Here is a 13,477-nt window from a genome sequence, read left to right as displayed (position 1 = left end):
TCTATTCCACCATTATTTTTTGTGTCCGGTTTTTGGCAACCAGATAAAGCAACGGTGCACCAAGGGCTGCTGTAATAATTCCAACCATGATCTCCTCTGGCGCTATCAGCAATCGTCCCACAACATCCGATATCAATAGCAAACAAGGGCCTGCAAACAGGCAGTAAGGCAGCAACCAGCGGAAATCACTGCCTACTAAGGCCCGCATCAAATGTGGTGCCACCAGACCAATAAAGGCAATCGGGCCCGCCATGGCTGTCGCTCCTGCCGCCAACATGGTGGCACTTAATAATGACAATATACGGGTACGGGCAACATTGGCACCGAGAGAGCCAGCGATCCCTTCACCAAAAACCATCACATTCAATGAAGCACTGAGTGAAAGCGTCAAAACGATAGCCACCAGCAGATAAGGGATCAATAAACTTGCTTCCCTTAATGACATGGTGCTCAAAGAACCCATTGTCCAAAAACGATAACTGTCCATTGCCTGTGCATTCATCAGTACAATTCCCTGTACCACGGCAAACAGGGAGGCATTAATAGCTGCTCCTGTCAAAACCAATCGTACAGGATTGGTATTGCGGGAACCCCCGCTAAGCAGGTAGAACAATAAAGTTGATAAGCCAGCGCCAATAAATGCTGTCCCAAAACGAGGCAGTTGATCCAACACTGGAATGAAAGAGAAAAAGACTACCGCGGTCGCCGCCCCCGCATTAATTCCCAACAAACCGGGATCTCCCAACGGATTACGTAACAATCCTTGAGTAACAGTTCCTGCAAGTGCCAGTGCGGCTCCGGCCATTAAACCAATGAGTGTACGCGGCTCACGAGCATTGATAACCAAATCATAATAACTGCCTTGATCCCCTAGCCAATAATGCTGCCAAATGGCTGACAGCGGTAGGGATTTCGATCCCAAACTTAAGCTGACGGCGACACAAAGACAGGTCAGTAATGCCATCAACACCAAACCCAATGTGAGAGATAGACGTTGCTTAGTGTTTCTCATGTTTTGCTATCTCCAGCTTCAACAACGGCATAAATCTGGGTAATCCCCAACGCAAACTCAGTAGCGAGCCATAAGACATTGACATTACGAGAGACTGATCAGTCATCGGAATATACCCTCCCTCACGGACGGCACGAATAGATCGAAACAGAGGCTGTGCTTCCGTCTGCTGACGCTCCTTTTCACTGGTATACCAGGTAACTAAAATATCCGCTCCATTCAACAAATCAGCGTTCTCCAGACCAATATTGAATGCAAAACTACCAAAAGGAGCGGTCAGAGAATCCGCCAATGGCAACAATGACAAGCCTAGGTGTACCAAAGTATCAACCCTGGGATCATTTTTGACATAGATGGATAAGGTGTTACCTGTTGTTCCAGCCTTGATATAGGCAAAGGAATAATGCTTTATATTAGGGATCGTACTCCCCGTCTGAGTCAGTATGGCATCCAGTTCAGCATTGAGTTTTTCTCCCTGTGGCATTTTATCCAACGCACGAGCCACCAGCTCAATCTGCTGCCGGGGTGTCGTCTGCCACGGCTTATGAGGGTAGGCAATTACAGGGACAAAATGAGACAGATGATCATAATTTTGCTGTGTAATACCTGATTGTGTTGCCAAAACTAAATCCGGTTTCAGCTTGATGATTTTTTCGATATCCAGCTCAGGATACATTTCGATAATAGCTGGTAATTTTGCGCCACGTCGCTCTATTTCCTCTCTGAACCAGGGTAAATACCCGTCTGTATCCCCACCCCAACGGTGCGATTCAATACCCACGGGAATAACACCAAGATCTAACAAAATATCTTCAGTACCGGTTCCCAATGCCACAATCCGCTGCGGCGGTTGGTTAATCACCGCCGTTCCCAGTTCAGTGGTAATGATTTTAGGATAGCCAGCTTTTGAATAATCGGTGGTATCCACCGGTATATTGTTTGCTGTTGTCGGCTTATCACAACCGACTAATAAACCGATCAACAATATCAACGGCACGGCGGCCAAAATTCTGCAATGTGTTCGTACTCTTTGTATCAACATCATCGCTTATGATCCTTTACCGCTTGTTGTTTAAATAGATAAAAGTACATCACCGCCGCCCGTGATTCAGTTAGAACTTATAACGTAAAGTCGCTTCGACATTACGTGGTGCACCATAGTAGTAATGAGTGTAACTACCGAATGAGGTGTAGTATTTTTTGTCAAACACATTATTCAGGTTAACAGTCAGGGAAAGGTCTGGCGTAAATTGATAACGTCCCATCAGGTTAACCGTGGTAAAGCTACCTTGCCCATCTTCACGTTTACCGTTGGGGCTATCAAGCTCCAGCCGTGTTTTATCCTGCCAGTTAACTCCTCCACCAAGAGTCAGATCATTCATTACTCCAGGTAAGGCATAAGTAGTAAACAATTTGAACAGACGATTTGGTTTATCTGTATTGACACGCTTACCACCAGGCATGGTGGCGCGGAATTGAGTGTAACCCGCATACAAACGCCAGTCATCGGTAATCTGGCCACTGACTTCAGCTTCAAAACCACGGGTTTTTATACCGTTGGCTGCATAATAAACAGTAGAATTCTTTGGAATGGCTGAGTGTCGCTCTTTAGAATTATCACGAATTGTATAATTATCCTGATGGATCTCGAAAATCGCCAAGGAATAATCAAGGCCGTTATTAAATGCAACACCTTTCAGACCCAGTTCGTAGTTTTCCCCTGTAACCGGCTTGAGGAGTTGGTTATGGCGATTAATACGGGCTTCTGGTTCAAAAATTTTGGTATAACTACCATAAACAGAGAAATCTGGAGTGATGTTGTAAACCAAGCCACCATATGGCACAAACTCATTATTGTAGGTGCCATTCTGTGGAGTACCAAAATTATCACCACGGGTTTTCCAACTCGTAATACGTCCACCGAGGATTAATGTTAATGGATCTGCTAATGAAAGCTGAGTAACTGCATAACCTGCGGTTTGTTCGATATAACCATTCGAACCAGTGTCACGAGTTTTACTCCATGTTGGCTCAGGATAACCCCATGAAGGCTGGGTAAAATCACCTATTGGGAAATTTGAACAACTACGAGATTTCATACATGGGGCATTGTAATAATCATTCCGGAAATTCTGTTTCTGATAATTCAAACCAAAACTTGCGTGATGTGTACGCCCCAACAACCCATAATTACCATTTAGCTGCAAATCAAAATTACGCTGACGACGAGTTCCATCGATCAGGGTCATACTACCCGGATACATTCCCTGATTAGTGATACGATCAGGAAAACCCGTTGCCCATAATACTTTTTGGTCAAGGGCATTATTGTCATAAGTAAAGGTTCCTTTCGCACTCCAGCCATTATCAAATTTATGTTGCAGGCTGGTAAAGATAGAAGATGAACGAACCTTAGAAAATGCCCAATCCGGTGCATAGCTGTTACTGCGTTTATAATCAGTTTTACTGCCATCTTTAAAATAAATCGGCAAACCACCAAACATTCCGCCACGGGTATGGTTAATCTGATAATCAGCACCAATGGTCAGCAAAGTGTTGTCTGTCAGATCGGCTTCAAGAATGCCATAGAATGGATATTTTTCATGTTTATCGCGATCGATAAAAGAGTTGGAACGCTGGTAGGCGGTGACAAAACGCCCTCTGACTGTACCGTCTTCATTTAATGGACTAGAGAGATCAAGACCAGTACGCCATTTATCCCAAGAGCCACCCTCAAGTGTAATTTCACCACGAAAATCGCTGGTTGGACGTTTGCGGATCACATTCACAGCGGCAGAAGGTGTACCCGGCCCAACCATCAAACCCGCTGCACCTCGTACGACTTCCAGGCGGTCAAACATGACGGTGTCCATCAGGTTATCACCATAGTTAAAACGGATATCGTAGAAAGTCGGTACACCATCGCGCAGCATGTTTCTGACAGTCATTCCCCTTGAAGAGAAAGTGAAACGATCACTGTCAGCCTGATTAACTGTCATCCCCGTAATACTGCCTATGGCACTTTTTACACTGTCCAGATTTTCATCCACCATCCGCTGTTTGGTCATCACACTGACACTTTGTGGCGTTTCACGCGCAGACAAATTCAAACCCGTTGATGTCACCATTGAGGTGGTGTTATACATGCCACTATCTTCGGTTACCCCTTCATGCTCCGGAGTTCCTGCTGTTACGATAATTTTATCGTTTTTTCCTTGTGCTTCTTCTGCTATTGCCGAATGATTCCCTGCAAGAAGCAGTGGGATTAAAACAGAAAGGACTTTTCTCTTGGTTAACTGATTTCGTTGCAAAATTGGGTTTATCACTCTATTCATCCTGTTATCTAAATAATTTATTGTTATGTTTACTTTATGTATTTCCGTCAACTATTGTTCTAACCCATTTGTTCTAAACCGTGACGGAATATTTTTCCCGAAATGCATGAAGGGGATTAACTAACGTTCCAGCAAATTTCAGATTTTTTTCTCGATCATCAAGATCAATCATTTGCTGGTTATTCGCCATTTGCAGTCGATTTAAGCAAGTACGTACAAAATCATGCTTAAATAGATCAAATTGGCAGAATTTTTCTATTTGGTTCAAGTGCTGTGATTGATAGTTATAAACACACTGAGCAACTAATTCCCAAAAATGTGTTTCTGACAATGCAAGATGTTTTTGCAATAACGGACTCAAATAACGGAAGAAACAATCAAAAATATCAAGGAATATATAGTTAATCTTCATATCATCCTGAACAGTGACATGTAGAAAATCAATCTCCTCAGGTAATTGAAGGTCTCCATTCAAAATGGCAATTTCTTCACCAATATCTTTCATCAACATTTTCACTGGAATATTGTTTTCCAGCACTAACATCAGATTTTCACCATGTGGCATAAAGACCAAATCATAAGTGAAGAAAGAACGTAGTAATGGTGAAAGATAAGCATCCAGATAGCGGGCTACCCACATTTCTACAGATAAACCAGAATCTTGTACCAAAGCAGCAATGACTGCATTGCCTTCTCTATCGACATGTAACAACGACGCCATCGTCATCAGACGTTGGTTCTCTTCCAAGATCGTCATTGGGCTTTCTCGCCATAGTGCTGACAACATTTTTTTATGTGGGTTGTCTTTTTTGATAGCGGATTCGAAATAATGGTTAAAATACCCCATCGCCGCCCGTTCACGTAATATGGTAAATCCTTTCTGCTGAAAGAAAGTATCTGCTGCTACCAAATGGTAAAGCCACTCATTAACTTGTGGTGTTGTTACCATACTATGGGGATCCAAACCTCTCATAAATCCCATATTAAGGACAGATAGGGCTGTTTTGACATAGTTTTTCTTAGGCTGGCTAATATTGAAAAACGTGCGGATAGATTGCTGAGCCAGATAGCGATCATTGCCCTCACCGAGATAAACGATATCTTGATTAGCAATATCTGCCGCAAAACTGATGGTAATACGATGCTTCCACTGCCAGGGATGTACTGGCATCAGATAATAATCTGACAGATTTAATCCCAATTTTTGCATATATCGTTCAAACTGGGCTGGCAAATATTTTTCCAATTCCTCCGCCAACAGCTGAGAATAAGAAAGCGAAGATAATGCTGAGAAAACAGTTTTATTGCGATGTACAGCGATCCAAATTAATGTCACCGGATTTGCACTTTCTGGCGCATATTGCAAGTAATCATCTGAGTCAAAACCAATACGACCATTATTGGCAATAAAAACCGGATGGCCCTCAGTCATTGCCGTTTCCACAGTCTGATAATCCGCTTGGGTTAAATCCTGTGCTGTCAATCTATTATTCAGATATTTAAAAGCACATCCATAAAGTGTGCTGGATATCTCATCAAGATAAATAGGCAGCATCTTTTCTGATATGCCCAGCAATGGATACAAGTCAATGATCAGTTGAATTGCATCCAATTGTTGTGGTTGACCGTGGATGAATTTTTCGATTGATGAAGAATCAATATCTAAATGCTCTAGTTGACAATCCTGAGCCTGAAAATGGTATTGAAATTTACCAATTTCAATGGAATAAGACTTTCCCTGATTGTGTACTGGATAAATCAGTTTTTCATGAGACAATTCACGCAGTATTTTAGCTACGAGATGCCGATTTGCATGTGACCAATTTTCCTTGGTTAGATGAGAGGATTGGGAACCTAATTCAGTTTTGGTGTACAGCGAAGTCATTCAATAAAGCCCTTCATTCATATCCAATATCACACGCTGTGCCTATGAGAAGCATGATTTGCGGAGTGATAACCTATATAATCCAGAATATTTCTATCCAGCTCTTGGGTATTAACTGTAGCTCACTAACATACTTCACAAAATGATAATTAAAATCATTCTTATTAACAACCACAAAAATATAAATACTTTAAGCAAAGCCCAGTTAAAAGATATGCATTAAGATAATTGGATAAATCCCATGAATAAATTATCACCATTTGATAATAAATTATCATATGCTAACAAAATAGTTACAGATATAAAATTTTAACTTTACACTTGAGTAACATTTATGATGCTCACAAATAGAATAATACTTTTCCTTAATAAATAAGGCCCTGATTGAAAAACCAGGGCCTTATTTATAAAAGAAACTATATTAAACCATTTACCAGACTTTATTCTGACGCCACCATTCCGCCAGCATAATACCCGTAGCAACAGAAACATTCAGGCTTTCTATTTGACCCGTACCACCAATCGAAAGACGGATATCACCATCTTCCCAAACGCTATCACTCAGGCCATCACTTTCCTGTCCCAATACCAAGACCATTTTTTCAGGAAGCTTGGCTTCTGTCAGCTTGGTACTTCCTTTATGGCTTGAAGTAGTTACGATGGTGTAGCCTGCATCGCGGAATTGACTCAGCGTGGTTGTAAGGTCATTAGCATCAATACCTTTAATATGCTCAGCTCCTCCTTCAGCAGTACGGACCGCCGCACCGGATTCCAGCATCGCTGTATCGTGCAATATCATACCCTGTACACCAAAGTGGGCACAGCTACGCATAATTGCACCGAGATTATGCGGGTTACCCACACTTTCTAATGCCAGAACACAGTCTTTCGCTGGTGCTTGCTGTAAATAAGTTTCTGCCTCCAAACCATTACGCTTCTTGATCAGGAAACAGACACCACCGTGATGCTCCGTTCCTGATGCTTTGCTCAATTCTTCATCGTCGACCACATGGTAAGCCTTGCGATTTGCCGCCATCCATTTCAGAGCATCACGGAAGCGGGGAGTTACCGACTGGACAAACCATGCCCTGACAATGGCTTCTGGACGATTTTGGAACATTGCCTGACAAGCATTTTCACCATAGATCCGGGTTTCTTCCAACCGTTGACGGCGAAGCTGTTCAGGGTCGATCTGGCTTCTACCGCTAATGCCGCCATGATCAGGTTTTGATTCTTCTTCTACCGGACGGGAAACCGTTCTCCAGGGAGAATTATCCTTTGAACGCTGAGGGCGTTCATTGTCACGTCGTCTGCCTCCTTGCTCACGTCCTTTACCAGACTGACGGTTATTACTATTACGACGATCGTTATTATTACGGCTGTCACTCTTGTCCTCACTACGGACATACATCACTTTGACTTTGCCACTTTTACCACTATAGGAATCGTTCATTTATTTCTCCAACTTCGCTATGGCGCGAAGATTACCCGATGTTCGTGCCCGAAGCTACCTCTGGCAACGACAATCCATTAAAATATCCGCCAATTTTCTACTGGTTTTATTCATGAACATTTTTGAGTTCTTATTAAATGAGAAATAACAACGCCGTTTATCAGCTTCGCCAACATCGCCTTGCCCGCTCTACCCGTCCTTTTCAAGCAAGAGGCTGTCGAGTTCGGCGTTGCACATATTGTTTATTGCCCCAAAAAAGATGCCTGTGTGAGAAAATCTCACCAGTAAAAGCGGCCAGCCGCTTTTGTCTCATTATGTTTGATACTGAACCTATGAAGCCCAGCAATACAGGTAAACTAATTGCAGATGTTCTACCTGATACTCATGCTTTTCTCTGGTCAAGAACCGAGCCTGATCAACGCATGCTTGAAATACTGCGTGATCCAACGCGACAACCTTATCTGATCTTTCCGGAAAGTTACTCCATACCACCTCGTACTGCGTATCAACAACTGCCAGATAATCAGAAATCACCACTGTTTATTATATTGGATGGTACTTGGCCTGAAGCAAGAAAAATGTTTCGCAAAAGTCCATATTTGGATGATATTCCTCTATTATCGATCAACAGTATTGCTAAAATGGATTATTTACTCCGGATGCCATCAAGAAAAGAGCAGCATTGTACTGCGGAAGTTGCCGCTACCGCTCTGGAGCTAGCTAATGATCTTGAGGCTTCGCAACAATTACTCACTCATTTCAATCACTTTCGTGAACAATATCTGGCAGGAAAATCGAATCATCCGGCGGAGTAAGTCACAGTAATTCTTGTCAATCACGGCTAAAGTTATTCATGGAAATGGTTCAATTAATGGTGATTGTTTATTGAAGTAATTATTTATTCAATAACAGTTAATGAGGAGATAAAAAATGAGCCAGCGTGGACTTGAAGCATTATTACATCCCAAATCTATTGCCGTTATTGGGGCGTCTGAAAAACCCGAAAAAGCCAGCTCAACATTGATGCGGAATTTGTTGACTGGAAATTTTAAGGGGCCGATTCTTCCTGTTACGCCTAATAAAAGCTCTGTTCTCGGTGTGCTAGCTTATCCTTCTATCGATAAATTACCATTAACTCCCGATTTGGCTGTCATATGTACTCACCACAGCCGCAATTTGCCATTATTAGAGCAATTGACCAGATTGGGCTGTAAAACCGTTATCATTCTTTCATCACCAGCATCACAGTTTGCTGAACTGAAACAATATAGCCAAAAATATCATATCCGGATCCTCGGCCCTAATAGCCTCGGCATTTTGGCTCCATGGATCGGATTAAACTCCAGTTTCTCACCTATTCCTATTCTCAAGGGAAAGCTGGCATTTATTTCACAATCAGCGGCAATATCCAACACGATTCTGGACTGGGCGAACCATCGCAATATTGGTTTTTCATATTTCATTGCATTGGGTGATAGTGTTGATATTGATATTGATGATCTGCTCGATTTTTTAGCGCGAGATGGTAAGACCAGCGCGATTCTACTGCATCTTGAACACATTAACGATGCTCGCCGGTTTCTTTCTGCTTCACGAAGTGCATCACGCAATAAACCAATTCTGGTTGTAAAAAGCAGTCGTACCCGCAAAGCTCAACAATTACTGGGAGAGCAACAGAATTTCGATGTTGCCTATGACGCAGCAATTCAACGGGCAGGGTTACTGCGTGTACAGGATACACATGAAATGTTTTCTGCCGTGGAAACGTTAAGCTTTATGCGTCCGTTACGTGGAGAACGCCTGCTCATTGTCAGTAATGGAGCAGCACCTGCCGCCATGGCACTAGATGAACTCCTCAGGAGAACCGGTAAACTAGCGGTTCTGGAGGACGAAACACTTATTAAATTATCGGGTGTGCTGCCTGAGGCTCAAATTTTACGTAACCCTCTGGATCTGGGAGATAGTTCATCAACCGAACAATATACCGCTGCTCTGAAACTACTGTTAAATAGTCGTAGCTATGATGCCTTATTGTTGATTCATTCTCCCTGTGCCATTTCCCATAGTATGCAGACAGCAGTTAACGTCATTAAGGCTGTTAAGGAGCATCCTCGTGGAAAATGGCTCACAATCTTTACTAATTGGTGTGGTGAGTATTCTTCATTAGAAGCGAGGCGGTTATTCAGTGAGGCGGGTATCCCAACCTACCGTACGCCTGAAGGCGCGGTGACAGCTTTTATGCATATGGTGGAATATCAACGTAACCAAAAACAACTCAAAGAAACCCCTGCCCTGCCAATAGGCATCACTTCAAATACTGCACACGCCCACGATTGTATCCAGCAAGCCCTCAATAGTGGCAATACTCAGCTGGATACCCATGAAGTACAGTCTATTCTTGAAGCCTACGGCCTAAATACTTTACCTACATGGATTGCTCACTCCAGTGATGATGCAGTCAATATTGCGGAGAAAATTGGCTATCCCGTAGCACTGAAATTGCGTTCTCCCGATATTCCTCACAAATCAGAAGTTCAAGGAGTCATGCTCTATCTGCGTAATGCTGGAGAAGTTAAGACAGCAACTCAGGCCATTATTGAACGTGTGAAACAGAACTTTCCACAAGCCAGAATTCACGGTCTATTGGTACAAAACATGGCAAACCGAGCTGGTGCGCAAGAATTGAGAGTTGCCATTGAACAAGATGAGATATTCGGCCCTTTAATTATGCTTGGAGAAGGTGGCATAGATTGGGTTAATGAAACTCAGGCTGCTGTTGCTCTACCGCCTCTCAATATGGCGTTGGCTCGTTATTTAGTCATTCAGGCTATTAAAGGAGGTAAAATAAAATCTGGCGGTTCACTGCAACCATTGGATATTCCTGCTCTAAGTCAATTATTGGTTAGGGTATCCAACTTACTGATCGATTGCCCTCAAATCACTCGTATGCATATCCATCCGTTATTGGCATCAGGCACTGAATTCACACTATTGGATGTAACAATGGAGTTAGCCCCCATCACTGCTGATCACCGAAATCGACTGGCAATCCGTCCTTATCCTAATGAGTTGGAAGAAACCATTTATATCAAAGATGATTTTGAATGCTTACTGCGCCCAATTCTGCCAGAAGATGAACCATTACTAAAAGAATTTATCGAGCAGGTAACGAAGGAAGATCTTTATTATCGCTATTTTAGTGAGATTAGTGAATTCACGCACGATGACCTCGCCAATATGACCCAAATTGATTATGACCGTGAAATGGCGTTTGTTGCGATACGCCATCCAACAACCAAACCGGAAATTATTGGTGTCGCCCGTGCTATGGCTGATCCGGATAATATCGAAGCAGAATTTGCTGTGTTAGTGCGATCAGATCTGAAAGGAATTACATTAGGATATCAGCTCATGACCAAATTAATCCACTACACAAAAGAACATGGCATTCAGGTACTAACCGCCATCACCATGCCAGAAAATCGCAATATGATCCGACTTGCCAAAAAACTGGGCTTTACCATTGATATCCAATTAGAAGAGGGAATTGTCAATCTTGTCTTAACACTTTAGCCGCCAGAACTTTAAGATAAATAAGAATAGTGAAAGGCAGGCTCAAACCGAATCCTCACTTCGTGATGGATCGCACAGACTTAAAGCAATCAGCAATAGAAAGTTAATTCATACTCACAATTGACCGAACTAATGGTATCATCGCCGGATCATTTTGATTCATAACATTACGATGGAACGCCAACCATCTAAACTAAGAGAAAAATCGCACTGTGATGTTGTCTAAATTTAAACAAGCAAAACACCAACAACACCTTGCACAACTGCCTAAATTACCGCAGTCAGTTGCTGACATTGAGACACTTTATCAATCTAAAGAGTTTCGCAGCACCTTACTGGAACGCATTGCAGACGCTAAGAAACATATTTATATCGCCGCATTATATTTAGAACATGACGACGCTGGGCGAGATATTTTAACAGCACTGTATGAGGCCAAACAAAAGCGGCCTGAACTGGATATCAAAATTCTGGTTGACTGGCATCGTGCCCAACGCGGTCGTATTGGTGCTACAGCCACTGTAACAAACGCAGATTGGTATTGTTCTATGGCTGAAAAATATCCTGATATCCATATCCCCACCCTTGGTGTTCCTGTAAATACTCGTGAAGCATTAGGCGTCTTGCACCTGAAAGGCTTTATCTTTGACGATACTGTGATTTATAGTGGTGCCAGTATTAATAACGTCTACTTACACCGCCACGAAAAATATCGCTACGATCGCTATCATCTACTGCACAACGCTAAACTCGCAGCTATCATGAAACAGTTTATTGACGGCAACCTTATTTCTGCCGATGCAGTCAAGAATTTGGCCTCCCGAGCTCGCCCTCGTAGTCTTGAAATTAAAAACTTTATCAGGCAATTCCGCACTTCCTTGCGTAGTGCTACATATCATGTCGAAAACCAGGCTTCAAATGACGAACTTGCAATAACACCACTCGTTGGATTGGGCAAAAAGAATCCTCTGAATAAGACAATCTGCCATCTGATCGCCAGTACAGAAAAGAAAGTGGTAATCTGCACTCCTTACTTCAATTTACCAGCAGTATTGGTTCGTTCTATTGCAAGATTGCTGCGGCAGGGGAAACAGGTCGAGATTATCATTGGAGATAAAACAGCCAATGATTTTTATATTCCACCGGAAGAGCCTTTTAAGATTATTGGTGCCTTGCCCTATCTGTATGAGATTAACTTACGCCGTTTCACCAATCGGCTACAACATTTTATCGATAGCCAGCAATTAACTATCCGGTTATGGAAAGACGAAGATAATACCTATCATTTAAAAGGTGTCTGGGTTGATAACAAATGGCAATTGATTACAGGTAATAACCTCAATCCACGTGCATGGGGACTTGATTTAGAAAATGCCATTCTCATTCACGATCCTCACCAGGAAATGCACGCACAACGCTCTTTGGAACTAAATTGCATTCGCTCTCATACAAAAATTATCAGTAATTATCAGGAGCTGGATAGTATACAACTCTATCCTGTCAAAGTTCGTAAATTAATACGTCGTTTACGCCGTATACGTGTTGATAGATTAATCAGCAGAATATTGTAAATAGATAAATAATTATCAAAATATTAATCCCTTCTTATTATTACAAGAGGGGATTTTTGTATCTTATTTATCAAATCGCTATCATTTATTAAATTATAAACAATAGCGTAAATTACAATGAAAAAATCCATCACCAACAAAATCAAAAATATATTAATAATATTTTCTCTCTTATCTACTACTGCTTGTTCTAATATGCATCAGGCCAATGATACCTGGACAGGTAGAGACAAAGCCCAGCATTTTCTATTTTCTGCCGTAATAGCCGCCGCAGGAAACGCTTATGGCGATCACCAAAACTGGAAATATCGGGAAAGTGCGCAATTCGGCATGTTACTGTCAATTAGTCTTGGTGCAGCAAAAGAATTTTATGATAGCCGTCCTTCTGGTACAGGGTGGAGTTGGCAAGACTTTGTTTACGATATAGCAGGAGCCATAACTGGTTATAGCTTGTATCAATCCTTGAAGTAGTCTGATAATTATATTTATGAACTATTCTCATAATGCAAAAAAGCCATCCGGGGACGGATGGCTTCTCTGACTTAATGAATGTCTGGCAGTGCCCTACTCTCACATGGGGAGACCCCACACTACCATCGGCGCTACGGCGTTTCACTGCTGAGTTCGGCATGGGGTCAGGTGGGACCA

9 protein-coding genes and 1 other annotated feature are annotated in these 13,477 nt (G+C 42.3%); of the genes, 4 read left to right on the top strand and 5 right to left on the bottom strand.

From position 1 onward, the window contains the following. Window position 1 precedes the first annotated feature (1 nt). The 5 genes from Xbud_RS01755 to Xbud_RS01735 all read right to left on the bottom strand — a co-directional run bounded on the left by Xbud_RS01755 (window position 2) and on the right by Xbud_RS01735 (window position 7,685). On the bottom strand, window positions 2-1,012 hold the full coding sequence (locus tag Xbud_RS01755) for a FecCD family ABC transporter permease (protein ID WP_099134439.1): 1,011 nt from the start codon (window positions 1,010-1,012) through the stop codon (window positions 2-4). Next, window positions 999-2,057 carry an iron-siderophore ABC transporter substrate-binding protein gene (locus Xbud_RS01750; protein WP_244589833.1) on the bottom strand — a complete coding sequence of 353 codons (1,059 nt, stop codon included), beginning with the start codon at window positions 2,055-2,057 and terminating at the stop codon, window positions 999-1,001. The genes Xbud_RS01755 and Xbud_RS01750 overlap by 14 nt, the downstream gene beginning before the upstream one ends. A 67-nt stretch (window positions 2,058-2,124) precedes the next feature. Next, window positions 2,125-4,338 carry a TonB-dependent siderophore receptor gene (locus Xbud_RS01745; RefSeq protein WP_099134438.1) on the bottom strand — a complete coding sequence of 738 codons (2,214 nt, stop codon included), beginning with the start codon at window positions 4,336-4,338 and terminating at the stop codon, window positions 2,125-2,127. 82 nt (window positions 4,339-4,420) lie between these two features. Next, entirely contained in the window at window positions 4,421-6,232 is a 1,812-nt protein-coding gene (locus Xbud_RS01740) for an IucA/IucC family protein (RefSeq protein WP_209027020.1), read from the bottom strand. A 430-nt stretch (window positions 6,233-6,662) separates the two neighbouring features. Continuing rightward, window positions 6,663-7,685, bottom strand: a complete 1,023-nt coding sequence (locus Xbud_RS01735; RefSeq protein ID WP_099134437.1) for a tRNA/rRNA methyltransferase — start codon at window positions 7,683-7,685, stop codon at window positions 6,663-6,665. 137 nt (window positions 7,686-7,822) lie between these two features. Between Xbud_RS01735 and Xbud_RS01730 the strand changes: the two genes are divergently transcribed. The 4 genes from Xbud_RS01730 to Xbud_RS01715 all read left to right on the top strand — a co-directional run bounded on the left by Xbud_RS01730 (window position 7,823) and on the right by Xbud_RS01715 (window position 13,300). After that, window positions 7,823-8,500 (top strand): tRNA-uridine aminocarboxypropyltransferase, encoded by a 678-nt coding sequence (locus Xbud_RS01730; protein ID WP_099134436.1) that lies wholly within the window; start codon window positions 7,823-7,825, stop codon window positions 8,498-8,500. 115 nt (window positions 8,501-8,615) lie between these two features. Next, complete coding sequence (locus tag Xbud_RS01725) at window positions 8,616-11,258, top strand: bifunctional acetate--CoA ligase family protein/GNAT family N-acetyltransferase (RefSeq protein WP_099134435.1); 2,643 nt, start codon at window positions 8,616-8,618, stop codon at window positions 11,256-11,258. A gap of 215 nt (window positions 11,259-11,473) precedes the next feature. Continuing rightward, a complete protein-coding gene (gene pssA, locus Xbud_RS01720) occupies window positions 11,474-12,829 on the top strand; it encodes a CDP-diacylglycerol--serine O-phosphatidyltransferase (protein ID WP_169923008.1) in 1,356 nt (451 codons plus the stop codon). A gap of 117 nt (window positions 12,830-12,946) precedes the next feature. After that, a complete protein-coding gene (locus Xbud_RS01715) occupies window positions 12,947-13,300 on the top strand; it encodes a YfiM family lipoprotein (protein ID WP_099134433.1) in 354 nt (117 codons plus the stop codon). A gap of 90 nt (window positions 13,301-13,390) precedes the next feature. Beyond that, window positions 13,391-13,477 (bottom strand) — a sequence feature (5S ribosomal RNA rRNA prediction is too short).

The organism is Xenorhabdus budapestensis (assembly GCF_002632465.1).
Taxonomy (GTDB): domain Bacteria; phylum Pseudomonadota; class Gammaproteobacteria; order Enterobacterales; family Enterobacteriaceae; genus Xenorhabdus; species Xenorhabdus budapestensis.
Note: the sequence above shows the minus strand (reverse complement) of the source record. Positions and strands in the feature narration are given on the sequence as shown.

What these genes read in the sequence shown, in the direction of transcription:
- Xbud_RS01755 (WP_099134439.1), bottom strand. Translation starts at nt 1,012, where the DNA reads ATGAGAAACACTAAGCAACGTCTATCTCTCACATTGGGTTTGGTGTTG.
- Xbud_RS01750 (WP_244589833.1), bottom strand. Translation starts at nt 2,057, where the DNA reads ATGATGTTGATACAAAGAGTACGAACACATTGCAGAATTTTGGCCGCC.
- Xbud_RS01740 (WP_209027020.1), bottom strand. Translation starts at nt 6,232, where the DNA reads ATGACTTCGCTGTACACCAAAACTGAATTAGGTTCCCAATCCTCTCAT.
- Xbud_RS01735 (WP_099134437.1), bottom strand. Translation starts at nt 7,685, where the DNA reads ATGAACGATTCCTATAGTGGTAAAAGTGGCAAAGTCAAAGTGATGTAT.
- Xbud_RS01730 (WP_099134436.1), top strand. Translation starts at nt 7,823, where the DNA reads ATGAGAAATAACAACGCCGTTTATCAGCTTCGCCAACATCGCCTTGCC.
- Xbud_RS01725 (WP_099134435.1), top strand. Translation starts at nt 8,616, where the DNA reads ATGAGCCAGCGTGGACTTGAAGCATTATTACATCCCAAATCTATTGCC.
- pssA (WP_169923008.1), top strand. Translation starts at nt 11,474, where the DNA reads ATGTTGTCTAAATTTAAACAAGCAAAACACCAACAACACCTTGCACAA.
- Xbud_RS01715 (WP_099134433.1), top strand. Translation starts at nt 12,947, where the DNA reads ATGAAAAAATCCATCACCAACAAAATCAAAAATATATTAATAATATTT.